Source organism: Pseudomonas pudica, assembly GCF_015680405.1.
GTDB classification, from domain to species: domain Bacteria; phylum Pseudomonadota; class Gammaproteobacteria; order Pseudomonadales; family Pseudomonadaceae; genus Aquipseudomonas; species Aquipseudomonas pudica.
Map to the genome: position 1 here is coordinate 144,696 of NZ_JADLJS010000005.1, position 25,836 is coordinate 170,531.

17 protein-coding genes are annotated in these 25,836 nt (G+C 61.7%); all 17 read left to right on the plus strand.

The genetic code is table 11. The features are described from left to right. Positions 1–21 precede the first annotated feature (21 nt). The 17 genes from flgH (at position 22) to fliD (ending at position 25,711) form a co-directional block, all read left to right on the plus strand. The gene (gene flgH / locus IRZ77_RS06010) at positions 22–717 is read left to right on the plus strand and encodes a flagellar basal body L-ring protein FlgH (protein WP_015271238.1); all 696 of its coding nucleotides are present in this window, start codon (positions 22–24) and stop codon (positions 715–717) included. A gap of 12 nt (positions 718–729) precedes the next feature. Beyond that, the gene (locus IRZ77_RS06015; RefSeq protein WP_015271237.1) at positions 730–1,839 is read left to right on the plus strand and encodes a flagellar basal body P-ring protein FlgI; all 1,110 of its coding nucleotides are present in this window, start codon (positions 730–732) and stop codon (positions 1,837–1,839) included. A gap of 11 nt (positions 1,840–1,850) precedes the next feature. After that, the gene (flgJ, locus tag IRZ77_RS06020; protein WP_046614605.1) at positions 1,851–3,005 is read left to right on the plus strand and encodes a flagellar assembly peptidoglycan hydrolase FlgJ; all 1,155 of its coding nucleotides are present in this window, start codon (positions 1,851–1,853) and stop codon (positions 3,003–3,005) included. Positions 3,006–3,017: 12 nt separating this feature from the next. Beyond that, positions 3,018–5,051, plus strand: coding sequence for a flagellar hook-associated protein FlgK (flgK, locus tag IRZ77_RS06025; RefSeq protein ID WP_085601610.1), 2,034 nt, complete (start codon positions 3,018–3,020; stop codon positions 5,049–5,051). Positions 5,052–5,064: 13 nt separating this feature from the next. Then, the gene (locus tag IRZ77_RS06030; protein ID WP_046614603.1) at positions 5,065–6,648 is read left to right on the plus strand and encodes a flagellar hook-associated protein 3; all 1,584 of its coding nucleotides are present in this window, start codon (positions 5,065–5,067) and stop codon (positions 6,646–6,648) included. A gap of 76 nt (positions 6,649–6,724) precedes the next feature. Beyond that, on the plus strand, positions 6,725–10,300 hold the full coding sequence (locus IRZ77_RS06035; RefSeq protein ID WP_196173093.1) for a glycosyltransferase: 3,576 nt from the start codon (positions 6,725–6,727) through the stop codon (positions 10,298–10,300). Between the two features lie 54 nt (positions 10,301–10,354). Next, positions 10,355–13,102 carry a glycosyltransferase gene (locus IRZ77_RS06040; RefSeq protein ID WP_230386475.1) on the plus strand — a complete coding sequence of 916 codons (2,748 nt, stop codon included), beginning with the start codon at positions 10,355–10,357 and terminating at the stop codon, positions 13,100–13,102. A gap of 109 nt (positions 13,103–13,211) precedes the next feature. Beyond that, positions 13,212–13,910, plus strand: coding sequence for a WbqC family protein (locus IRZ77_RS06045; RefSeq protein ID WP_046614600.1), 699 nt, complete (start codon positions 13,212–13,214; stop codon positions 13,908–13,910). Next, positions 13,907–14,542, plus strand: coding sequence for a class I SAM-dependent methyltransferase (locus IRZ77_RS06050; protein WP_046614599.1), 636 nt, complete (start codon positions 13,907–13,909; stop codon positions 14,540–14,542). The genes IRZ77_RS06045 and IRZ77_RS06050 overlap by 4 nt, the downstream gene beginning before the upstream one ends. Before the next feature lie 36 nt (positions 14,543–14,578). Further along, a complete protein-coding gene (locus IRZ77_RS06055; protein ID WP_046614598.1) occupies positions 14,579–15,346 on the plus strand; it encodes a class I SAM-dependent methyltransferase in 768 nt (255 codons plus the stop codon). Between the two features lie 11 nt (positions 15,347–15,357). Further along, positions 15,358–16,737: an NAD(P)/FAD-dependent oxidoreductase gene (locus IRZ77_RS06060; protein ID WP_196173095.1), complete on the plus strand. Its 1,380-nt coding sequence runs from the start codon at positions 15,358–15,360 to the stop codon at positions 16,735–16,737. Between the two features lie 23 nt (positions 16,738–16,760). Continuing rightward, the gene (gene rffA, locus IRZ77_RS06065; RefSeq protein WP_178081806.1) at positions 16,761–17,915 is read left to right on the plus strand and encodes a dTDP-4-amino-4,6-dideoxygalactose transaminase; all 1,155 of its coding nucleotides are present in this window, start codon (positions 16,761–16,763) and stop codon (positions 17,913–17,915) included. 42 nt (positions 17,916–17,957) lie between these two features. Next, positions 17,958–21,500, plus strand: coding sequence for a glycosyltransferase (locus IRZ77_RS06070; protein ID WP_196173096.1), 3,543 nt, complete (start codon positions 17,958–17,960; stop codon positions 21,498–21,500). 248 nt (positions 21,501–21,748) lie between these two features. After that, complete coding sequence (locus IRZ77_RS06075) at positions 21,749–22,684, plus strand: ketoacyl-ACP synthase III (protein WP_108480451.1); 936 nt, start codon at positions 21,749–21,751, stop codon at positions 22,682–22,684. Between the two features lie 252 nt (positions 22,685–22,936). After that, complete coding sequence (locus IRZ77_RS06080; RefSeq protein ID WP_046614593.1) at positions 22,937–23,785, plus strand: flagellin domain-containing protein; 849 nt, start codon at positions 22,937–22,939, stop codon at positions 23,783–23,785. 69 nt (positions 23,786–23,854) lie between these two features. Continuing rightward, positions 23,855–24,214: a flagellar protein FlaG gene (locus IRZ77_RS06085; RefSeq protein ID WP_015271224.1), complete on the plus strand. Its 360-nt coding sequence runs from the start codon at positions 23,855–23,857 to the stop codon at positions 24,212–24,214. Positions 24,215–24,292: 78 nt separating this feature from the next. After that, positions 24,293–25,711 (plus strand): flagellar filament capping protein FliD, encoded by a 1,419-nt coding sequence (gene fliD, locus IRZ77_RS06090; protein WP_046614592.1) that lies wholly within the window; start codon positions 24,293–24,295, stop codon positions 25,709–25,711. Positions 25,712–25,836 lie beyond the last annotated feature (125 nt).

Here is a 25,836-nt window from a genome sequence, read left to right on the forward strand (position 1 = left end):
TGCACCCGTGAGGTAAGCGTCATGAATCGTCTGTTGTCCGTTTTCGCCCTGGGGGGGGCGGTGTTGCTGGCAGGTTGCGTCGCGCCGACGCCCAAGCCCAACGACCCGTACTACGCGCCGGTACTGCCGCGCACCCCGTTGCCGGCAGCGGCCAACAACGGTTCGATCTACCAGGCCGGCTTCGAGCAGAACCTGTACAGCGACCGCAAGGCTTTCCGGGTGGGTGACATCATCACCATCACCCTCAACGAGCGCACATCGGCCAGCAAGAACGCCGGCTCGCAGATCCAGAAAAACAGCAACGCCAACATCGGCCTGACATCGTTGTTCGGCACCACGCCGAACACCAACAACCCGTTCGGCAGTGGTGACCTGTCGCTGGAGGCCGGCTACAGCGGCGAGCGCGCCACCAAGGGTGACAGCAAGGCCACTCAGGGCAACACCCTGACCGGTTCGATCACCGTGACCGTGGCCGAAGTGCTGCCCAACGGCATCATCGCCGTGCGCGGCGAGAAGTGGCTGACCCTGAACACCGGCGAAGAGCTGGTGCGCATTGCCGGCATGATCCGCGCCGATGACATCGCCACCGACAACACCGTGCCGTCCACCCGTGTGGCCGACGCGCGCATTACCTATTCCGGTACCGGCTCGTTCGCCGATGCCAGCCAGCCCGGGTGGCTGGACCGCTTCTTCATCAGCCCGCTTTGGCCTTTCTGAGTACGGATGACCATGTTCAACGTGAGGCAGCTGATTGCCGCAACCCTGCTCCTGTCCTGTGCCTTTGGCGCCCAGGCCGAGCGCCTGAAGGACATCGCCAGCATTTCTGGCGTGCGCTCCAACCAGCTGATCGGCTACGGCCTGGTGGTGGGGCTCAACGGTACGGGTGACCAGACCACCCAGACGCCGTTCACCCTGCAGACCTTCAACAACATGCTGTCGCAGTTCGGCATCAAGGTGCCGGCCGGCTCCGGCAACGTGCAGCTGAAGAACGTTGCTGCAGTGTCGGTGCATGCCGACCTGCCGGCGTTCGCCAAGCCAGGCCAGGTGGTGGACATTACCGTGTCCTCGATCGGTAACTCCAAGAGCCTGCGCGGCGGCAGCCTGCTGATGACCCCGCTCAAGGGTATCGATGGCAACGTCTATGCCGTGGCCCAGGGCAACCTGGTGGTGGGTGGCTTCGATGCCGAGGGCCGTGACGGTTCGAAGATCACCGTCAACGTTCCGTCGGCCGGTCGTATCCCTGGCGGTGCTACCGTCGAGCGTGCAGTGCCGAGCGGCTTCAACCAGGGCAACAGCCTGACCCTGAACCTCAATCGCCCCGACTTCACCACCGCCAAGCGCATTGTCGACAAGGTCAACGACCTGCTCGGCCCGGGCGTGGCCCAGGCCGTGGACGGCGGTTCGGTGCGTGTCACTGCGCCGATGGACCCGAGCCAGCGCGTGGACTACCTGTCGATCCTCGAGAACCTCGAGATCGACCCTGGCCAGGCAGTCGCCAAGGTCATCATCAACTCGCGCACCGGCACCATCGTCATTGGGCAGAACGTCAAGGTGTCGCCGGCCGCAGTGACCCACGGCAGCCTGACCGTGACCATTACCGAAGACCCGATCGTCAGCCAGCCGGGGCCGTTCTCCAATGGCCAGACCGCCGTTGTGCCGCGCTCGCGGGTCAACGCCGAGCAGGAAGCCAAGCCGATGTTCAAGTTCGGCCCGGGCACCACGCTGGATGAAATCGTCCGCGCGGTGAACCAAGTGGGCGCAGCGCCCAGCGACCTGATGGCCATCCTCGAAGCCCTGAAACAGGCCGGCGCCCTGCAGGCCGACCTGATCGTGATCTGAGGACGGCGCGCATGAACAGCAAAAGCCTGGTTTCTGGCAGTGCCGACAGCGGCGCCTACACCGACCTCAATCGCCTGAGCTCGCTCAAGCATGGCGACCGCGACAGCGATGCCAACGTGCGCAAGGTGGCCCAGGAGTTCGAGTCGCTGTTCATCAGCGAAATGCTCAAGGCCTCGCGCAAGGCCAGCGACGTGCTGGCCGACGACAACCCGATGAACACCGAAACGGTGAAGCAGTACCGCGACATGTACGACCAGCAGTTGGCCGTGAGCATGTCCCGCGAAGGTGGCGGCATCGGGCTGCAGGACGTACTGGTGCGCCAGCTGTCGAAGAACAAGGGCACGCCGGCCAACACCAGCCCGTTTCCGCGTATCGAGGGCAATGCACCGACGTTGTGGGGCAACAAGGTGGCCGAGCCCGTGCATGCCGTGCAGTCGACTGCCACCCGCAACGACGTCGCCGCGCTCAATTCACGACGCCTGGCGCTGCCGAGCAAGCTCACCGACCGCCTGATGGCCGGCATCGTGCCGTCGGCGGCCAGCACCAATACCGCAGCCGTGCCGGCCCGTGACGGCCAGCAAGTGGCCAAGGCCTTCGCCGTGCCGGATAACGGCTTGCGCATCCTCGGGCGCGCCGTGGCCCAGCCACCGCTGGCACCGAAAAAGGCCTTTGCCGACAGCGACGAATTCGTCGCCACCATGCTGCCGATGGCCGAGCAGGCAGCCAAGCGCATCGGTATCGACCCACGCTACCTGGTTGCGCAGGCCGCCCTGGAAACCGGCTGGGGCAAGTCGGTCATGCGCAACACCGATGGCAGCAGCAGCCACAACCTGTTCGGCATCAAGGCAACCGGCAACTGGGAGGGTGGCGAGGCGCGTGCGATCACCAGCGAGTTCCGCGATGGCCAGTTCGTCAAGGAGACAGCGGCGTTCCGCTCCTACGATTCCTACCAGGACAGCTTCCACGACCTGGTCAGCCTGCTGCAGAACAATTCGCGCTATCAAGATGCGGTGAAGGCCGCCGATAAACCAGAGCAGTTCGTGCAAGAGTTGCAAAAGGCCGGGTACGCCACCGACCCGAATTACGCCAGCAAGATCTCGCAGATCGCAAGACAGATGAAGTCGTACGAGCACTACGCAATGCTCGGTACCGCAACGAAACTTTAAGGGCATGGAACCATGGCGAGTCTGATCAACATTGGTATGTCGGGGCTTGGCGCCGCGCAATCGGGGATGTACACCCTCGGTAACAACATCGCCAACGCCGATGTCGAAAGCTACTCGCGCCAGCAGAATGTGCAGAAGACCAAGGGCGGCCAGCAAGTCGGCCAGGTGTTCATTGGCAGCGGTACTACCTTGGCGGATGTGCGCAGGGTCTATAACGCGTTCCTCGAGAACCAGCTGCGCAGCACCACCTCGCTGAGCAGCGATGCCACATCGTACCTGAACCAGATCACGCCGCTGGATACCGCCCTGTCGAGCAGCGACACCGGTATCACCGCTGCATTGAAAAGCTTCTTCAGCGCCATGCAGGATGCTGCGGCCAAGCCGACCGAGGACGCCTCGCGCCAACTGCTGCTGACCAGCGCGCAGTCCCTGGCCAAGCGCTTCAACACCCTGTCGGCGCAGCTCAACCAGCAGAATAGCGACATCAATGCCAACATGGCGTCGATCGCTGACAAGGTCAACGCGCTGACCAAGTCGATTGCCGACCTCAACGGCCAGATCTCCAAGATGACGGCCGTCAATGGCCAGCCCAACGACCTGCTCGACCAGCGCGACGGCGCGGTGCGCGAGTTGTCGGCGCTGATCGGTGCCGATGTTGTAGAGCAGAAGAACGGCAACTACGACATCTACCTGAAGAACGGCCAGGCCCTGGTGCTGGGCAACACCACCCAGACCATCGGTGTGCAGCCGAGCGCCACCGACCCGACTCGCATGAGCCTGATCCTCAATCGCGGCTCGACCAAGATGGACATCACCAGCAGCACTACCGGTGGTGAGCTCGGCGGCCTGATCCGCTACCGCAAGGATACCCTCGACCCGGCGCTCAACGAGCTCGGTCGCGTGGCCTTGGTAGTAGCCGATGCGATCAACAGCCAGCTGGCCCAGGGCATCGACAAGAACGGTGACTTCGGTGCCACTCTGTTCGGCGATATAAACAGCGCCGCGGCCATCAGCCAGCGTAGTGTCGCCAAGACCGGCAACAGCGCAGGTTCCGGCAACCTCGATGTGACCATCAAGGACACTGGCAAGCTCAGCACCAGCGATTACCAGGTGACCTTCACCAGCGCCACTGGCTATAGCGTGCGCAAGTTGCCAGAAGGCACCGACATGGGCAGTTTCGACCTCACCGACACCCCGCCCCCGGTGATCGATGGGTTCACCCTGTCGCTCAATGGTGGCGGCCTGAGTGCTGGCGACAGCTTCAAGATCACCCCGACCCGCAATGCGGCCGCAGGCATCGACACTGTCCTGACCGACCCAAAGCGCCTGGCCTTGGCTTCGCCGCTGACCGCCACCAGCGGATCGGGCAACAAAGGTACCGGCGTCATCACTCAGCCGACGCTGACCTCGGAGATGGACATCTACGATGCCGCCCAACGTTCGCAATTGCAGACTGGCCTGAAGTATTCGACCCCGGTCAAGCTGGTGTTCGGCGATGACACCAGTTCACCTCAGGCCTACAAGATGTACGACGCCAAGGGTACCGAGATCGGCAGCGGCACCATCGTGCCTGGCCAGGAGAACAAGTTGCAGCTGTCGGTGCCGATGGTCGATGGCAGCGGCAATTCGCTGGGCGGCAATTTCACCTTCGAGATGAGCGTTTCCGGCGCACCGAAGAACGGCGACAGCTATACCGTGGCGCTGACCGGCGCAGGTTCGGCAGACAACCGCAACGCCTTGTCGGTGATCGACCTGCAGACCAAGTCCACGGTCGAGGTTGGCGCCAACGGCAAGGGCATCAGCTTCACCGATGCCTACGCCAAGCTGGTCTCCAACGTTGGCGGCAAGGCCGGCCAGGCGCAGATGGACAGCGATGCAACCACAGCCTTGCATACCTCTGCTGTGGAAAGCCGCAACGGCCTGTCGGGTGTGTCGATCGATGAAGAGACCGGCAACCTGATCAAGTTCCAGCAGTACTACACCGCGTCGTCGCAGATCATCAAGGCGGCCCAGGAAACCTTCGCCACCCTGATCAACAGTCTTTAAGGAGCCGTAGATCGTGAGCGTACGCATCTCTACTTCGCAGTTCTACAACACCAACCAGGCCAACTACCAGAGCAACTTTGCCAAGACGGTGAAGAGCCAGCAGGAGGCAAGCGATGGCATTCGCGTGCGTTCGGCCAAGGATGACCCGGTGGGGGCGGCGCGCCTGCTGCAGCTGGAGCAGCAGCAGAACATGCTGAAGCAGTACAGCAGCAACATCGTCAACGTGCGCAATGCCTTGGGCACTGCCGAAAGCACCCTCAACTCCATCGGCACCATCCTGCAGCGGGTCAACGAGCTGGCGGTGAGTTCTGGCAACGGTACATTCACCGATGCCGACCGCAAGGCCAACGCCGACGAACTGGCGTCGCTGGAAGACCAGCTGTTCTCCTTGATGAACAGCAAGGACGAGAACGGCAAGTACATCTTCTCTGGCTCCAAGGGCGATACCCCGCCTTACGCGCGCAATGCCGATGGCACCTACAGCTACCAGGGCGACCAGGGCAAGCTCAACCTGCAGGTGGGTGACATGCTCAGCCTGGCGGCCAATGAAACCGGCTACGATGCCTTCGAGCAGGCGCTGAACACCAGCCGCAGCCAGACCAGCCTGACCGCGCCGGCGACCGACGATGGCCGCGTCAGCCTGTCCAACGGCCAGGTCTCCGGCAACAGCCTGTACAACGATCGCTTCCGCAGTGGCGAGCCGTACACCATCGAATTCCTCAGCAGCACCGAATACAAGATCACCGACGTCGACGGCAATGACGTCACGCTCGAGGCCAGCCAGGGCGGCAAGTTCGACCCCAATGGCGACAACACCAGCATCAGCTTCCGCGGTGTCGATCTGCGCCTGGACATCACCTTCAAGGATGGCGACAAGGGTAATGAAGATGCCGCTATCGCAGGGCATACGTTCAGCCTGAGTTCCAAGGCCGATGAGGTTTCCGGCACCCGTAGCCCCGGCAATACCTCTTCCGAGCAAGTGACGGGCGCGACCATCACCGATGAGGCTGCCTACAAGGCCGCTTTCCCTGGCGGTGGTGCGGTACTCAAGTTCACCGGCAGCAGCACCTTCGAGCTATACGCCGCACCGGTCACTGCTGACAGCCGCCCGGTGGCATCGGGTGCACTGGGCGGGCCGAACGGCACCACCGCCACCGCGGCAGGGGTCAGCTTCGAGCTGTCCGGTGCGCCGAATGCCGGGGACTCGTTCGCGGTCAAGGTCGATACCCACCAGACCCAGAACATCCTCGACACCATCGGCAAGCTGCGTACCGCACTGACCAGCCCGGTGGACAACGACCCGGTGGCGCGGCAGAACTTCCTCGCCGCGCTGGATTCGGCGGTTGGCAACATCGCCAGTGCGACCAATCAGGTGTCGTCGTCGGTCAGTGCGATCGGCGGCCGTGGCCAGGCGCTGGATGTGCAGGCCGAAACCAACGAGGCGCTGAGCACCGAGAACACCAAGACCCAGAGCTCGATCCGCGAAAGCGACCCGGCTGAAGTGATGCTGCGCCTGCAGATGCAGACCAACATGCTGCAAGCGTCGCTGCAGGCCTATGCCAAGGTCGCCAGCCTGTCGTTGGTCAACTACATCTGATTTCACCTCTCTCGCGTCATCCGGCGTGTGCCAGCCCATTCGGTGCTGGTCACGCCACCTCTTCAAGGTCTTCGCCGTGAATCAACAGACCCTCGTCAGCATCGCCATCCCAGCCTTCAACCCCGAGTTTTTCCGCGCCACCTTGCTCAGCGCGCTCAACCAGGATTACTCGACACTGGAGGTGCTGGTCTGCGATGACAGCCGTGGCCTGGAGATCCAGCGTATCGTCGACGAGGTAGTGAGCCAGACCGGCAAGCCGGTACGCTACGTGCGCAACCCACAGACCCTTGGGTTCGCCCGCAACCTGCTGGCGTGCCTGGAGCATGCTGAAGGGCCGCTGATCAAGTTTCTCTGTGACGACGACCGACTGTTCCCTGAATGTGTCGGCCTGCAGGCCGCGGTCATGGAACAGCATGCCGATGTCAGCATGACCATCTGCCAGCGCATGCTGTGCGCAGCCGACGATGCCTTGCTACCGCCGCGCATGCTCAATGCAGTGATGTGCCCGGAGGATGCGGTAGTCAAGGGCAGCGACTTGCTCGAAGCGTTGGAGACGAACGCACCCAACCTGTTCGGCGGCCTCAGCCATGCACTGATGCGCCGTGACCTGGTGGCCGAGTTCCTGCCGGCGCTGGTGCAGGAGGGCAGCGGGTTTGCCGCGCGCCTGGACATGGCGCTGTACATTTGCCTCATGCGCCGAGGCAATCTGGGGCATCTGTCACGCTTTCTCAGCATGGAGCGTCTGCACCCTGCACGTTTGAGTCACCAGGCAAGCATGACCCTGGCCTTCCCGATCGAGACCGACTGGATAAAGGCAATGCTGGCTGCGCGGGCAAGCGAGGCCGCACCAGCCAGTGGCTGGGTGCGCTATCTGTCACTGGAGCGGTACCAGGGCGAGCAGGGCGCGCAGTGGGACGAGTACGAACTCAACCGCCTTTACGGTGCTCAGCAGGCCCGCCAGGCGCAGCAGGTTGGCACTGACTGCCTGTCGTTTGAAGAGGTGTATGCCCAGTGGCTGGAGTGCCGTGACCTGTCGGCTGCACAGCTCAAGGCCCTGCCCAAGCGCTTCGAGCAGTGGGCCCGGCAGCCGCGTATCGTCCCGGTGATCTGGGCCGAGGCGGGTGATGAACTGGCCCTGCGCGCGACCCTCGACAGCCTTGCTGCGCAGTCCTATTCCGCAGCTGGCTGCTGGCTGCTGGCGCCTGCGACGCTGGAATTGGCAGGCCACCCGGTCGGGGTTGAGCGCATGCTGGTGCAAGGCAATGGCCTGGCCCAGTTGCAGGCGCGCCTGACACGCGCCGGCGATGCCGACTGGGTATTGCTGTTGCGCGCTGGCGACCGTCTCGTGCCTCATGCCCTGGCGATCATGGGCGAGCGCATGGCACTTCGCGAGCGGGCCTGTATCTATGTCGACGAAGGTAGCCATGACGGGCTGCGCCCGACAACCCCCATCTTCAAGCCGGACTTCAACCTCGACCTGATGCGCAGCCTGCCGTATGTAGGACGCGTACTGGCATTCAACTGTGCGGCGCTGCGCGAGGTCGGCGGCTTCGACACGGACTTCGATGCCCTGGCACCCCACGACCTGCTCTGGCGTCTGGCGGAAAGCCAGGGCCTGCAAGTCATCGAGCACATCGACGAACTCCTGGTGCATTGCCAGCATGACTTTGGCCAGTGGCTGCGCGACCCGCGTTGCGTGCAGCAGGCGCCACGCGTGGTGCGAGCCCATCTGCGGCGCCTGGGTGTCGATGCCGAGGTTGTCGGTGCCGAAGGCATGTCGTTGTGCCGGGTGGCGTACCGGCACCCGGAGCAAGCCCTGGTCTCGATCCTGGTGACGCTCGGTGACGACCTGAGCGCGGCAATGCGTTGTGTCGAGTCCCTGTTCGAACACACCCAGTATGGCCAATTCGAGGTACTGCTGATCGCCTCGCCGGATACGCCTGCCGACCTGCGTCAATGGCTGCAGGCCATGCAGGGGCTGGGCAGCAGCCAATTGCGGGTGATCGAGGTGGTCAGCGGCAGCCAGCTGGCGCAGTTGAACCAGGCCAGCGAGGCTGCCCGTGGCGACTACCTGCTGATGCTCGACAGCGCCTGCGCCGCCTTCGACCGGCCCTGGCTGGAGCAGTTGATGGTTCAAGCCCAGCGCCCGGAGGTCGGCGTGGTGGCGCCCAAGCTATGTACCCAAAGCGGCGAGATCTTTGGCGCCGGGCTGGTCCTGGGGCTGCATGGTGGCGTCAGCAGCCCGTTCGTTGGCATGCCGGCTGACAGCGGCGGCTACATGCTCCGGCTCAATGCAGTGCAGAACTGGAGCGCGCTTAGCCTGGACTGCCTGCTGGTGCGCCGCGAGCTGTTCGCCACGCTGGGCGGTTTCGATGTGCATGGACTCAAGGGCGGCCTGCAGGACGCTGACCTCTGTCTGCGCATCCGCGAGCAAGGTTATCTGGCGGTATGGACACCCCATGCGGTGCTCGTGCGCTTCGCCTCGACCCGCGACGTGCGGACCGACAGCCAGCGCAAGGTGCTGGACAAGGACATCTTCCATGAACGCTGGTTGGCCAAGGTTGCCCGCGACCCTGCCTACAACCGCAACCTGAGCCTGAAGATGGCCAGCTTCAACCTTGATGCCGGACAGCGTCGTGGCTGGGACCCGTTCATCAGCCGTGTGCTGCCGTCGGTGTTGGCGCTGCCGATCAACACCTCGGCGGTCGGTCACTACCGGGTGGCACAGCCGTTCACCGAGCTGGAGCGTGCGGGCTGGATCCAGGGGCGGCTTGATTACAGTACCCCGGAGATGATCGATATCGAACGCGAGAAGCCCGATGTGATGATCTTGCAGTGTCGCTACACGGTCAATTCGATCGATGAAATGACGCGCTTCAAGCGCCTGTCGAACGCCCGGCGCATCTACGAGATCGACGACTACATCATCGAGGTGCCGGAAAAGAACGCCCATGCCCGGAACATACCGGCCAACATGCGCGAGCTGGTCAGCCAAGGCATTGCCTTGTGCGACCGGGTGGTGGTGTCGACCCAGCCGCTGGCTGATGCACTGTCGAGCATGCACCACGATATCCGGGTAGTCCCCAACATGCTCGCCGCCCCGCTGTGGGCCGGGCTGGCCAGCGAGCGCCAGACTAGCGCGCGGCCACGCGTGGGCTGGGCGGGGGGCACCAGCCACCGGGGCGATCTGGAGCTGTTGCTGGACGTCATCAAGGCCCTGGCCGACGAGGTCGACTGGGTATTCTTCGGCATGTGCCCGGATATCCTGCGGCCTTATGTGAAGGAATTCCACAAAGGCGTGCCCTTGGCGTCGTACCCGCAGAAGCTGGCCAGCCTCAACCTTGACCTGGCGCTGGCACCGCTCGAACAGAACCTGTTCAACGACTGCAAGAGCAACTTGCGCCTGCTTGAGTATGGTGCGTGCGGTTTCCCGGTGATTTGCACCGACACCAAGGCCTATGACGGCTACCTGCCTTGCACACGGGTGCGCAACAACACCTCGGAACAGTGGCTGGATGCGATCCGCATGCACCTGGCCGACCCTCAGGCCAGCTACCGCCAGGGTGATGCCCTGCGCGAAACGGTGCTGCGGGACTATGTGCTGATGCCGCAGCATTTGCAGCAATGGTCGAATGCCTGGCTGGCGGATTGATTCTTTTCGCGTTCGTTGCGAGCGGGCGCCCAACTCTCCCTTCGAAGGTGCTTTATGGTCGATATCGCAAACGGACCGCGCAGTGATGTAACGGTGGTGCTGCTGGGTCATGATCAGGCCGCTCATCGTGAGCGAGCGTTGCATTACTACCGCCAGGCGGGCATTGCCTGCCTGGCACTGGAAGCCCTTGAAACCCATAGTCCGGGCGCTGTGTGCAGCGCGCGTCTGAGTCAGGCGCTGCAGCAGGTTGCCACGCCGCTGGTCAATCTGGCCCTGGATGCCGACTTCGTGCAAGCTCCGGCACTGGACAGTGCTGCCGACTGCCTGAGTGCCAACCCACTGGCGCTAGGGGCTCAGGGTTACGCCTTGGGATATGTTCCGGGCAATGGTCAAGTGGCTTATTACAAGCTGGGACACGCATTTCCCGCGCAGGAAGGGGAGGGGGCCTCGGCGCGTATTCGGGCGCATGCGTTGGCGAACCAGCCAGCCTGGCGCGCCGTGGTCAGGGTCGAGAGGCTGCGTTCGGTGCTGAAGGATTTGCCGGAGGATCTGGATTTCGCCAGCTGGCGGGTTGCGCTGTCGTTGGCGTTGCTGGCCGACGGGGCCATCATTCAGCTTGATCAGACCGACGTCATCTGTGAATTGGCGCCGCGCACTTTGTCGCCGGTAGCCCGGGAAGAGCAGTTGGTGCGGACTGTGCGTCTGTTGCGTGCGTGGGACGCCGAACGTGATGGTACATGTACCGGCGATGCGGGCTTTGTCGTGCTCAACCGGTTGGTGCGTGGCAGCTACGATGCAGGCGAGCCGCCGTTGCTGTTCACCTCGCGCTGGACCAGTGTGATCGCCGACCCGGACCGCCAGTTCGAACCCCGGCAGTACATTGAGATGCCGTACTACCAGAGGGGCCTGTTCCAGCGCCTGGCGCAGCTCGAGTTCCTCTGCCATGGCTGGCCAACCGGGCAAGAGCACCGTCATGCACTTGAAGGCACCTGGGTGCGTCAGCGTGAACTGCTCGAGGTGCATCCCAATGACACCAAAGAAAGTCTGCAGCAGCGTTACTGGCAGGCCCTGGCCTTGGGCTTGTTCAGCCGCGACGTCTGCCAGCGTCTGCTGGCGACCCTGGAGGACGAAGTGCAGGCGGAAAAAGTCCGCGAATTGAGTGCCTGGCTTGAGCGCCTTGACAGCCTTCCCTGTCAGGACGTGCCTGGGTGGCTGGCAACTACTGCCTCGGGACGGCTGTTGCAGGTGTTGGCGGACGCAACGCCAGCGTCCGCGGTGCGTCAACGCGTGCTTGCACAACTGGCCAAGCGGCCCGGCCCGCAAATTGGTTTCGTGGTCGCGGACCTGCAGGACGATGACCTGGCCCTGCAGGCGACCTTCGACAGCCTGCTGGCGGCCGGGCTGCGCAATTTCAAGCTGGTGGTGCTAAAAGCCGGGAAACCGCCGGCCATCACCACCGCGCGGGATACCTTGCATTTCGTCCAGGTGGAACCAGGTAACTGGGTTTCACACCTGAATCACGCGCTGCGCCAGTTGCCGAGTGAATGGGTGATGTTGCTGCAGGCGGGTGACATCCTTGCCGGCGGCGGCCTGCTGCGGCTGCAGTTGGAACTGGGAGAGTCTCCGGCCTGCGATGCCATTTGTGCCGATGAGATACAACGCGATGAAGAGGGGCGTTTGCTGGGTATCATGCGCCCTGGTAGCGACCTCGACCTGCTGCGTAGCCAGCCGGCCCTGATGTCGCGTCACTGGTTGCTTCGCCGCCAGGCTGTACTTGATCTGGGTTGCTTCGATAGCCGTTTCGGCCACGCGCTTGAATACGATCTGTTGCTGCGTCTTGTCGAAGAGCGCGGGCTCGGCGGCATGGCGCACATGGACGAATATCTGGTGATCGGCGGACAGGCGTCGGAGCCGATGCGTTCCGAGGCGGTGGACATTCTCGACCGTCACCTGAAACGACTGGGCTATCAGGCACAGGTCAGCGATCAGGGCGCTGCCGGGTTGGCCATCGATTTCCGGCACAACTCGACCCCGCTTGTCAGCATCCTGATGGTTCATGAGGGCGACCGGTCTGCGCTTGAGCGCAGCCTGACCAGTCTGTTCCAGCGTACTCGCTACCCTCGCTACGAGATCGTGCTGATCTGTACCCAGGAGCAACATGGCCTGCTGTCAGACGCATTTCGATCGTTCGCCGGCCGTCTGCGTCTGGTCGCCGCCGAAGTTGGAGAGAACCTGTTCAACCAGGCTGCCCGACACGCGCGCGGTGAATACCTGCTGCTGCTTAGCGAGCGTTGCCAGGTGATCTCCCCGGCCTGGATCGAGGCAATGCTCAACCAGGCACAACGACCGGAGGTTGGGGTGGTTGGCGCGCGCCTGGTCGGCATGGATGGCAGCCTTGCGCATGCCGGTTACGATCTGCTCGCAGGGCCGCGTGTGCATGCACCCTGGGCCAGCTCGCCGGAAGAGCCCGGCAGCCGGGATCACTGGTCTGGCGTCGTGCGTGGTTGCCCGGCGGTGTCGGGGAATTGCCTGATGGTGCGTGCCGGTGTGTTCGAGCAATGCGACGGGTTGCAGGGGAATGTGGCGGCCGATGTCGACCTGTGCCTTGCCGTCACCGCTGCCGGCAGCCTGGTGGTATGGACTCCTCAGGCGCAGCTGATGATTGATGGTGCAGTTTCCCCGGCACCCGAGGAGGCGGCCCAGGCGTTGCTGGCGAAGTGGCCGGGCGCATTTGCCCGTGACGTGGCGATCGATGGTCGGCGGGCCAGTGCCCAAGCAAGCTGGCTGGCGCCGTTCAAGTAGCTGGCGCGGGAATTGCAAAAGCCGGGCAGGAGCCCGGCTTTTTTGTGCCTGGCGGCAAATAATTGACAGGCGTGGCGCCTGGTTTCACGTGGTGTGGACGAGGTTGTGAATGCAAAAGAAAGTGGCTGTGCTGCAGTCCAACTACATTCCCTGGAAAGGGTACTTCGACCTGATCGGCAGCGTCGATGCGTTCATCCTCTTCGATGATGTCCAGTACACGCGCCGCGACTGGCGTAACCGCAACAAGATCAAGACTGCCCACGGAGAGCACTGGCTGAGCATCCCGGTGAAGAACAAGGGGCGCTACGAGCAGTTGATCAACGAAGTTGAGGTCAGTGAGCCTGGCTGGGCGGCTGCGCACTGGAAGACCATCGAAATGAGCTACCGCCGCGCGGCCTGCTTCCAGCAGATGGAAGGGCCTGTCAGGGCGCTTTACGAGCAGGCCGCCGAGCTCACTCATCTTTCGCAAATCAATCACCTGTTCATTGCCGGCCTGTGCCCTCTGCTGGGTATCCGCACACCGCTGTACCGTTCCGAAAATCTGGGCCATGCAACTGGCAAGAACGAGCGCCTCATCCAGTTGTGCCAGGCGGTAGGTGGTACGCACTACCTGTCGGGACCGGCAGCCAGCTGTTACCTGGACGAGGCCGCGTTCGCCACTGCCGGTCTTGGCCTGTCGTATATGGGTTATGACGGCTATCTCGAGTACCCGCAGCTGTACGGCGAGTTTCAGCATGCGGTGAGTGTCATCGACCTGTTGTTCAATACCGGCGCCGACGCGCCTGCCTTCCTGGAGCGGCGCCCATGAGCACGACCATTTTGCGAGAAGTCGAACAGTACTATTCCTCGCGCATTCGTGAGCATGGCGCCACTCCGGAAGGAGTTGACTGGAACGGAAGCGCTTCGCAGCACCTGCGCTTCGAACAGTTGCTCAAGCTGGTGTCGCAGGAAGAATGGCAGCGAGGCTTCAGTCTGGTCGACGTGGGTTGTGGCTACGGGGCATTGCTCGACTGGCTGCGCGAGCGCGGCGGCGTAGTGGACTATCACGGCTATGACCTGTCGCCCGAGATGATCGCGTCGGCTCGCGCCAAACACGGTGCGGATCAGTTCACCTGCTTCGAGGTCGCCGACCGGCCCACCCGGACTGCCGATTACGCGGTAGCCAGCGGTATTTTCAATGTGTCACAGCAAACCCCGCGGGAAGCCTGGGAACAATATATTGCCGAGGTGCTTCGCAACATGGATGCCTGCTCGACCAAAGGCTTTGCCTTCAACTGCCTCACCAGCTACTCCGACGCGCCATTCATGCGCGACTACCTGTATTACGGTGACCCGTGCTTCTACTTTGATCTGTGCAAAAGAACCTACTCCAGGCAGGTGGCACTCTTGCATGACTATGGCTTGTACGAATTCACCCTCCTCGTGCGCAAGGCCCCGTGACCTGCCGTTCGACTTCCCTGTTTCCTGGAGATATCCATGCTCAAGAAAGGCTCTACTTCCGTAACCCAGTCCAGCGACAGCCAGCTCGAGGCGCGGGAGCGACTCTGGCAGTCATTTGCCAATGCGCCGCTCGATGACGCCGAAAAAGAGCGCAACCTCGGCCTGTTCATCCGCTCGGCCTCCCTTGCGCGGATGCTGGCGATTTCCGACCTGTACCGCGAGATCGTCTCGCTGCCCGGCTCGGTGCTGGACTTTGGCACATGGCGTGGCCAGAACGCCGTGCTCTGCGAGAATCTGAGGGCCATTTTCGAACCGTTCAACAAACAGCGCCGCATCGCGGCATTTGATACCTTCGCCGGCTACAAATCGCACGCTAGCGACAGCAAGGTGACCAACGAGCACTTCCAGGACGGTTGCTACGATACCGGTAGCGGGTATGCCGATTACCTGCGCCACTTGCTGGCATTGCACGAGAGCATCAATGCCCTGCCACAGGTTTCCAGCGGACATCAGGTGGTCGAGGGTGATATCAAGGATACCTTGCCACGTTTCATCGAGGAGAATCGCAACCTGCTGGTGGCGTTGGCCTTTTTCGACATGAACCTGGAGGGGCCGACCCGCTTTGCCCTGGAACAGATCCTGCCGCGCTGCGTCCCCGGTTCGCAGTTGGTGTTCTTCCAGTTGCAGCGTGATTTTCTGCCAGGCGAGGGTTACGCCTACGTAGCTGAAGTGTTGGGCAAGGTGCGTCACGAGATCAAGCGATCGCAGACCTACCCGTCCCTGTGCATCGTCAAAGTGCTGTAAGAGGGCATGCCATGTTCCTGATCATTGGTAACGGCATGGTTGGCCTGGCGATCGCTGCCGGCCTTTCCCGTTCGGTTCCTGCCGAGCGCATTACAGTGGTAGGCCCGATGTCGCGGCCTTACAGCGCCTCCATGGCTGCTGCAGCCATGCTCAACTCGTTCGCGGAGCTGGAGCCGGGTGCGTTGGACAAACCGCGCGACCGCCTTAAGTTCGAATTGAGCCAGGCTTCCGCGCGGTTGTGGGGGGCGTTTGTCGAAGAGTTCGAGATTCCCGCAGAGCACTACCGGCTGGGTACCGTGCTGGTCAACAACAATGCCTCCAACAGGTTCGAGGACCAGGCGTTTGACGCCATCGCCGATTATCTCGAGGAGTTTGCCGAGCCGTACGAGCGGATCGAGCCGACATTGGAGCCGGCCTATTCGCCGGCTTCGGCCTACCGAAGCCGCAACGCCCTTTTCCTGCCCCGCGAAGGCGTGGTCAATCCCGATGGTGTCATCCAGGCCCTGCAACAGACGTTGGCAAGGCGCGGTGTGCGCTTCGTCGAGGGCGTGGTGGAGTCTCTCGACAAGATCGGAGGCCGAACCTGTGGTGCTCGCCTGACCGATGGCCGAGTGCTGGCTGCGGAACGTCTGGTGCTGGCCAACGGCAGCAAGGCGACCCGGCTGTGGGCCGAAGACGACTGCATTCGGGTCATCAACGGCGTCGGTGCTACTGTCGTTTTGAAGAACCCGGGGATCCAGGGACGTTACGTGCTTCGTACGCCAAATCGTGGTGGCGCCTGTGGTATCTACCATGCGCCGTACCAGGACGATCTGTTCGTGGTTGGAGCGACCAACCTGATCACCACGGTCGACGAACAGGTGCCACGCGCCGAGTCCGTGGCTGCCCTGATAAATGGAGCGATCAACCAGGTCAACCAGATGCACCGTGCCAGCGGTTTCGTGCGGTACAACTTCGGCTATCGACCGGTCAGCCTTGATGGCTATCCGGTAATCGGCCAACTCAATGACAACACCTTCATTGCGACCGGCACGCGGCGGGATGGTTATCACTTTGCGCCTTGGCTGGCCGATAACCTGTCGGCGCTGTTACAGGGACTGCAACTCTCGCCCCAGGCTCGCGCGTATTTCGAATACACCCGGCCACATCGGCGCGCAATGCTTGATGATTCAGTCGAAGCGTGCTGTCGCAAATACGCGGCAGTCAAATGTTCGGCGCTTTCCCAGCATGGCTATGACGCAGGGCATACCGATGCCGACCAGGCGCTTGAGGGCCACTACTACCAGCGTGCGAGGGGTTTCTTTGCCCGTAACGGCCTGGAGAAGGCAGTACAGGTCGAGTTTCTCGATGCGCTCATCGGCGGCTACCTGCCGCTGAGCGATTTCATCTGACGCACGCGCTGGAGAATACGAACGTGAGCAATCAGGTCATACCTTTCAACAAGCCTTTCGTCGTTGGCAAGGAATTGTTCTATATCGCCCAGGCAGTGATGAATGGCGGCATCGCTGGCGATGGACAGTTCACTCAATCGTGCCAGCAATGGCTGGAAGACAACCTGGGTTGCCCGAAGGCGCTGCTGGCCCATTCCTGTACCGCTGCATTGGAGATGGCGGCGATCCTGGCCGATGTCGGTCCGGGGGATGAGGTCATCATGCCGTCTTTCACGTTTGTATCTACCGCCAATGCGTTCGTGCTGCGTGGTGCGGTTCCGGTATTCGTGGATATACGCCCGGACAGCCTCAACCTTGACGAGCGTCTGGTCGAAGCCGCGATCACCGAGAAAACCAAGGCGGTCGTGGCAGTTCATTATGCTGGGCAGCCTTGTGACATGGAGGCGCTGCTGCGCATCTGCAACAACCACGGCCTGATGCTTATCGAAGACGCTGCGCAGGCGATTCTCGCCAGGGAAAAGACCCGTGCGCTTGGTACCATCGGGCACCTCGGTTGCCTGAGTTTCCATGAAACCAAGAACGTCATCAGCGGTGAGGGAGGGGCGTTGCTGATCAACGACCCGAAACTGATCGAGCGCGCAGAAATCATCTGGCAGAAGGGTACCAACCGCAAGGCGTTCGCCCGGGGCGAAGTCAGCAAATACACTTGGGTCGATGTCGGCTCTTCGTTCCTTCCCAGTGAATTGACGGCTGCCTTCCTCTATGCACAGCTGGAGCAGGGGGAAAGCATCAACGCCCATCGGCGTGCTTTGTACGAAGCTTATTACAATCAGTTGCAGGCGCTGGAAGCCGATGGCTGCTTCCAGCTTCCCCGTACGCCGGGCGGACGGCCAGCCAATGCGCACATTTTCTACCTGTTGATGCGCAACAACCATGAGCGCAGCGAACTGATCCAGTTCTTGCGCGAGCGGGATATCCATGCGGTGTTCCACTATGTACCGCTGCACGATTCACCTGCCGGCCTGCGGTATTCCCGCAGCGTCGGAGAACTGCCGGTAACCTGCGATGTTGCCCAGCGTCTGGTGCGCTTGCCACTCTACTCGGACATGACTGCTCGCCAGGTTGCCCGTGTGTGTACAGCAATCGCCCAGTTCTTTGCCGAGCCACGTGCTGTCTGAGGCCGGCTGCCTGTATTTTCCTGATTCTGGAGTTTCCAAGCGATGCCCAATTCTGCCCGGGTTGACGCCCATTCGCTCGACCAGGCACTGACGCGCCTGAGGTTGATGTACGCCAAACCGGAGCATCCGTATTACATCCTGGCACCAGACTACCGGGAAACCTCCTCGGGCGTCGCGTCGCTGCACTATCTTTGCCACGTGCTCAACCTCAACGGGCGGGAGGCTTATATCTGTGGTGGTCAGGTGGTCAATCCGGACCTGAAAACGCCGTTGCTGGACCCGCTGACCCAGAAGCGGCATCAGGCCGAAGGCAAGGTACCGATCGCTGTCTATCCGGAAGTGGTGGTGGGCAACCCGCTTGGCTGCGATGTGGTAGCGCGCTTCCTGTTGAACTTCGAGGGTTTTCTTACCGGTCAGAGCATGCAGGCCGCAGGCAGAGACCTGTTGTTCTATTCCGGTGCCCTGATCGCCGCGCGGCATGGTTATCCCGATGGCGATTTGCTGTGCCTGCCGACGATCGATGTCGAACTGTTCAGTGCTCCGGCACCGGGCACGCTGCGTGAAGGCAAGTACCTTTACCAGAATCGCCACCCGCTGGAGCAGATCGACTATTCGCAGTTGCCTGGCGATATCCAACTGCTGAGCATGGCCAATGCCCTGACATTACCCGAGCTGGCAGTGCTGCTGCGCAAGGCCGAGGTGCTTTATACCCACGAATGGTCGATGACCTGTGTGATCGCGGTCCTTTGTGGCTGCCCGGTGATCTTCATTCCTGGGCACGGCATCGACGAGCAGTTTCTTGAAGCCAGCTTCATCGGCAGCCACGGCTTCGCCATGCTCGATCGGCCCGACGCGTTCGAGCGTGCCAGTGCAGGGCTGGAAGGTGCACTGCAGCGTTATGTGGAGCGAACGGCACCCTTCTGGCAGCAACTCGAGGTGTTCATCGCCAAGACCCAGTTTGCAGCCCGTCGCGAGACGGCCGGCAATAACGGCGGGATGCTGACATGGCTGCGCCAGCGTTACCCGCTGCCGCAGCAGTTGCAGTTGATGCAGGACCGGCTGGCGGCACCCGATGCGCCTTCGATTGCCGTGCTGGTGCTGGATCATGGCGATCCGGGAGCCTTGGCGCGTACCCTCGGGAGCCTGGACGACGTGCTGTATCAACGCATCCAGGTCTGTGTGCTGGGAGCGATGGAGCCGCGTCGTCCGAACGTGCAGTGGGTGTCTGCTGATGCTCGAGCGCCGCTGGCCGCTATCAATGGCCTGCTGGAAAGCAGCCCTTGTGATTGGTGCATGGTGGTTGACGCAGGAGTGGAATTCACTGCCAGTGGCCTGCTGGTGGCGGCCCTCGACCTGTCACAGGCCCAGGTGGCATTTGGTGCGGTGTTTGCCGACGAGGCTGTGCGTGGAGCCGATGACAGCGTTGAAGCTCGCCTGCGACCCGACCTCAACCTGGACATGTTGCTGGCACATCCGGCCGCATTGTCGCGGCATTGGTTGTACCACAGGTGCACGCTCGTGCAGCAGGGTGGGTTCGACCCGGCTGCAGGTGGCGCCTACGAACTGGCTTACCAGTTACGCTTGATTGTCGAGCATGGGTTGGGGGTGGTGGGTCATATCAGCGAGCCGCTGTTGATCGCCAATCGGCCAGACGTCACGGTATGCGACGATGAGCGAACGGTCATCCAGAAGCACCTGCTGGAGCGCGGTTATCCTGAGGCGCAGGTTGATTCGATCGAGCAGGCGGCGAATTGCTACCAGATCGACTATGGGCATTCGCGGCCGGCCTCGGTGAGTTTGATCATCTACATCGAAGGCGACTTGTCACGGTTGCAGCGCTGCCTTGAGCAGTTGTTGCAGAACACGGCAGCTGTCACGCATGAAGTGCTGCTGGTAGAGCCAGGCAATGACGATCCTGTGTTGCTTCAGTGGCTGGACATGCTGAGCCAGGTTGAACCAGGACGTGTCCAGGTACTGCGTTTCATGCCGGGGCAGTCTCGTGCGGCCATGTGCAACGCAGCGGCTCAGGAGGCGCAGGGCGAGTTTCTGCTATGGCTGGATGCTGCCGCCATGGTCAATGATGGTGATTGGCTACTTGCCTTGCTCAACCATGCGCAGCGCCCTGAGGTCGGTGCTGTGGGGTGCATGCTGGCGAGCCCCGATGGGGTGATTCAACAGGCAGGCCAGGTACTCGGAATGGGCGGCAGCGTCGGTCCTGCATTTGCCGGGCAGGTCCTGGGCGATAAGGGCGACCTGGCGGCGCTGGTGACCGAACGCAACGGTGTGGTCGTGGGTGATCGTTGTCTGATGGTGCGGCGTGAAACCTTCCTTGAATCGGGTGGTTTCTCCGTCGACCCGTTATTGGAACCCTGGGCTGAAGCCGACCTGTGCCTGCGTTTGCAGCAGGCCGGCTACCTGAATGTCTGGACTCCACGTGCCAGGCTGCTGCTGGAAGCAGCCCCCGCTGATGCAATCGGTGCTGAACAGGAAGATGCGCTTTACGCTCGCTGGTTGCCGCAACTGGTCAGTGATCCCTCCTACAACGCCAACCAGTCATTGCTTGTAGGTCACAGCCATGCGCGGCAGGATAACGGGCTGTGCTGGCGACCATTGCAAGGCATCGCTCCGACAGTGCTGGCTTTCGCTGCTGACCAGCAGGCGGCTGGACAGACCCGTGTAATACAGCCTCTCATGGCATTGCGGAATGCTGGCGTGATCGATGGTTCGGTGACCATCGGGGTTCTGACCCTGGTGGACATACAGCGCTATGCGCCTTCGAGTATTGTCTTGCAGCGTCCGCTGGCGGATGGGGGGTTGCAGACCTTGCGTCGTCTACGTGCCTTCTCTCAAGCGTTCAAGGTGTATGAGTTGGACGGTTATATCCCGGAAATGGGGTTCGCCGCCGGCCTGGGTGCGGATGAATTACTGCAGCGCATGCGCTACGGGTTGATGCAGGCAGACAGGGTGGTCGTCGCTGCCCCGGCGTTGGCGGAGCTGTTGCAAGGCCAGCACGATGACGTGCACCTGCTCGAAAGCGCGCTACCTGTCGCCTGGGGCCAGTTGCAAGGCTTGCGGCGCATGGCGCAAAAGCCGCGTCTGGGCTGGATCGGTAACAAGGATGCCGTCTTGCTGGCCGAGGTAGTGCCGGCAATGGCGCATGAGGTCGATTGGGTCGTTCTGGGCGACTGCCCACCAGCGCTGCGGCCGTTCGTCCGGGAGCACCACCCGCATGTTTCTGATGAAAACCTGGGTAATAGCCTCGCAGCCCTGAATCTCGATCTGGCGCTGGTGCCGATGGCCGAGACCCTGGGCAATGCCTGCTCGGCCGACCTGCGGGTGCTTCAGCACGCTGCTTGCGCGCATCCGGTGATCTGTAGCCGGGTGGCCGGTTTTGCCGGCGCAGACACCTTGCCGTTGTCGAGGGTGGAGAACCAGACGGCTGACTGGCTGCGGGCCATCCGTCTGCATCTGGAGGAGCGCGACGCGTCGGCAGCGTTGGGGGATGCCCTGCAGAATGCTGTCCGGTCGAACTGGCTGCTTCAGGGGGAGCGCCTGGAGGCCTGGCGCCGGGCCTGGCTTTCCTGAGCCACGATGCATGCCGGGTACCCGCTTGAGGCGGGTGTCCGGTAGCGCACACAGGGCCGTGGTTGCGTACGAGGGGCATTGATCTTGTCGGGCGATTGGCCGATCGTATGAACGATCGTGACTTGGCAGTCGAAACGTGCATCTCTAAGCTATCGAGTCTGCGGGCAGTCTCGTCGTCTTTTCACCCGAGGTATCTGAACCCGGCGCGAAAGCCCGCGAATTTTCGCCATATCTATCGGGAAGCCACAATGATTGGCATCAAAAGCATCGCCAGTTACGTACCTGTCGAGGGCGTCGACAATTACGCGCAGGGCGCGAAATTCGGCAAGGACCAGGATTTCATCTTCGGCAAGATCGGTTCGACCTTCCTGCCGCGCAAGGAGGCCACCCAGGAAACCTCTGATCTTTGCGTGGAGGCAGCAAGAAACCTGTTTTCTGCCAACCCTGGCCTTGATCCTGCGTCCATCGATGTCGTGATCGTTGTGACCCAGAACGGCGACGCCGAAGGCTTGCCGCATACCGCTGCGATCGTGCAGCACAAGCTGGGCCTGAGCACCCACGTTGCAGCTTTCGATATTTCTCTGGGCTGCTCGGGCTATGTCTATGGCCTGTATGCCATGAAGGGCTTCATGGAAGCGGCCGGGCTGAAAAACGGCCTGCTGATCACCGCAGATCCTTACTCGAAGATCGTCGATCCCGAAGATCGCAATACCACCATGCTGTTTGGTGATGCCGCCACTGCGACCTGGATGGGCGAGGGCGCTGCGTGGCAGCTCGGCAAGTCGCTGTTCGGCAGCGACGGAGCCGGGGCTGAGCACTTGCGTACTACCGACGGCAAGTTCTTCATGAATGGTCGTCAGGTCTACAACTTCGCCTTGGTCAAGGTGCCTGCGCACCTTCAGCAGTTGCTCGATGCCAGCGGCCTCAAGGCGGGCGATATCGACCTCTATTGCCTTCACCAAGGTAGCGCGGCAATCGTGGATGCGGTTTCGGCGCGCTTTGTGGAGGGCGAGTACAGGCAGCGGTTCGTCAAGGACATGGTCGAGACCGGCAATACCGTCTCTTCGAGCATTCCGTTGCTGCTGGAAAAGCATGTGCTGGGTTCGCAGCACCAGCGGGTTGCCCTGAGCGGTTTCGGCGTAGGCCTTTCCTGGGGTTCGGCAATCATCGAGCGCCGCGATTGACCCCCTTTGTCGACTTCAAGACGCCGCCGCTTTCAGGCGGCGTTTTCTTTTCTCCTGCACAGTGAGTGCGCCTGTAATCTGGCGTCAAACCCTTGATTTCATTGGGATGGCCGGATGCCAGCAAAAAAAGTGAGAAATCGCCCTAAAGCAAACTGCCCTGACGACGATAAACATTACGAAGGTTCTCTGTGCCACACCCGGCGAATTGCCAAGGCCGGAAGCCGTAGTACCCAATCCAACGAGGAATTCGTCATGGCTTTGACTGTTAACACCAACACCACCTCTCTGGGCGTTCAGAAAAACCTGAACCGTGCTTCCGAAGCGCTGAGCACCTCGATGACCCGTCTGTCCTCCGGCCTGAAAATCAACAGCGCCAAAGACGACGCCGCCGGCCTGCAGATCGCTACCCGCATGACTTCGCAGATCCGTGGTCAGACCATGGCTATCAAAAACGCCAACGACGGTATCTCCATCGCCCAGACCGCTGAAGGCGCGATGCAAGAGCAGACCAACATTCTGCAGCGTATGCGTGAACTGGCCGTTCAGTCCCGAAACGACTCGAACAGCACCAACGACCGTGTCGCTCTGGACAAAGAATTCCAGTCGATGGCTTCGGAACTGACCCGTATCGCCAACAGCACCCAGCTGAACGGCAAGAACCTGCTGGACGGTTCGGCTTCGGTCATGACCTTCCAGGTTGGTTCCAACACCGGTTCGGCCAACCAGATCACCATCGACCTGAGCGCCAAGTTCACCGCTTCGGACCTGGGCGTTACTTCCTCGATCAACATTCAGGGTTCCGACACCACCACCGCCGAAGCCAACTTCAGCGCTGCTGTTTCGGCCATCGACGCCGCTCTGCAAACCATCAACAGCAACCGTGCTGACCTGGGTGCCGCGCAGAACCGTCTGACCAGCACCATCAACAACCTGCAAAACATCAACGAAAACGCCGAAGCTGCCCGTGGCCGCGTACAGGACACCGACTTCGCTGCTGAAACTGCCCAGCTGACCAAGCAGCAGACCCTGCAGCAAGCTTCCACCTCGGTTCTGGCCCAGGCCAACCAGCTGCCATCGGCAGTACTGAAGCTGCTGGGCTAATCTGCCTGGTTGCTGGCGGGGAAGTGCTGGTAAGGCACTTCCCCGCCTTTTCATTGCGAGGTGGTGGGCATGGACATGAGCGTCAAGCTGAACCTGTCTTATCCGGCCGCACGTCCGGCCGAGCAGGTTGCCGAAAAACCGGTTGCCCGGTCGACGGAAAACGTAAAACCCGAAGACGACAAGAAAGACGCCAAGGCGGTGCAGGATGCCGACAAGGTCAAACATGCCGTTTCGGAGATCGAAAAGTTCCTGAAGGCATCGCAGCGCAATCTGGAATTTTCCACGGATGAAGAATCCGGCAAGATCGTGGTCAAAGTCATCGCTACCGACAGTGGTGAACTGATTCGCCAGTTGCCCTCGGAAGAGGCCCTGCGGATCGCTCACAGCCTGAGCGATGTCAAAAGTGTTCTGTTCGACGCCAAGGTATGATTGGCGGCGAACACCAATGAAGTGATGCATGTCAGTCCCGCAGGAGCGGGTTGACGCGTTGATGAGAGGGACTACAGCATGGCAAGCCCGATTACTTCCAGTACAGGCCTGGGTTCTGGTCTCAACATTACCGATATCGTGACCGCGCTGGTCAAGGCCGATACATCCGCCAAGCAGGCGCAGATCACTCGGCAAACCAGCAACAATACTGCGATGATTTCGGGTATCGGCTCGCTGCGCAGTGCCCTCACGGCATTCCAGGACGCCATGAAGGCGCTCAACAACAAGGATGCGCCGTCGTTCAACGCCTATGCAGCGACCTCGGCCAACGAGTCGGTGGTCAAGATCAAGTCCAGCAACACGGCCGTGCCGGGTAGCTACGACATCGTGGTGGACAAGCTGGCCACCAGCTCGAAAGTCGCCAGCCAGCAGTTCGCCGGCGGTGCCAGCAGTGCGATCACGGCTGGCAAGCTGACCATCAGCCAGGGTGGCAAGACCTATGATCTGGATGTGGCCAGCGGCGCCACGCTGCAGAGCGTGCGTGACCAGATCAACAAGGAAATGAGCGCCAACGGTATTTCCGCCAACATCGTCAATGAAGAAGGCGGCTCGCGCCTGGTGCTCAGCTCGACCACCACCGGTGCCGGCAGTGACATTTCCCTGAGCGGTATTCCCGAGCTGACCATCGATGGCACCACGCAGATGTCCGGCACTGGCGCCGGCTTCATCACTGCCAAGGCGCAGGACGCCGAGCTGACCATCGACGGTCTGAAGGTCAAGAGTGCCTCCAATACCCTCGATAGCGCGATCAGCGGCATGACCCTCGAGCTGACCGGGGTCAGCCCCAAGGCCAGCGGCGTCGCCACTGGTACGCCGACCGCGGTCACCGTTGCGGCGGACAACGATGGCCTGAAGAAGTCGGTCCAGAGCTTCGTCGATGCCTACAATACGCTGCAGAAGGCGATCACTTCGCTCACGTCGACCAGCCGTGATGACGATGACAAGCTGGTGCTCGGCCCGCTCACCAACGACCCGACCACCCGCTCTCTGCTGGGTGATGTGCGCAAGGTGCTGAGTGAGGTGGGGGCCGGCGACCAGCTGACCACGCTGAGCCAGTTGGGTATCAACACCCAGAAGGATGGCACGCTCGAATTCAACAGCAGCAAGTTCACCTCGGCGATGAACGACAAGAAGCTCGGCCCGGAAGTGCAGGAGCTGTTCACCGGCACCGACGGCATCTTCGAGCGCATGAACAAGGCCATCGATCCTTACAACAAGACCGATGGCAGCCTTGCAACGCGCAAGTCGAACCTCGACAAGGCGGTCTCGGAACTGGCCAACCAGCAGGCCGCGCTCGATCGCCGCACCGAGTCCCTGACCGAATCGCTGACCAAGAAGTACGTGGCCCTGGACACCGCCCTGGGCAAGATGAAGGCCCAGGCTGACCAGATCACCTCGATCTTCGAAGCGATCAACGCCCAGGCCAAGAAATCCTGATCGGCTGAACATGCCAAAAGCCCGGCGGCGTCCCCAAGATGCCCCGGGCTTTTTGCTTTTTCCCTAAAGTTTTTTGACGTACAGGCGATACAGCAGGTACAAGCAACTTTTTACCGCAGCAACGA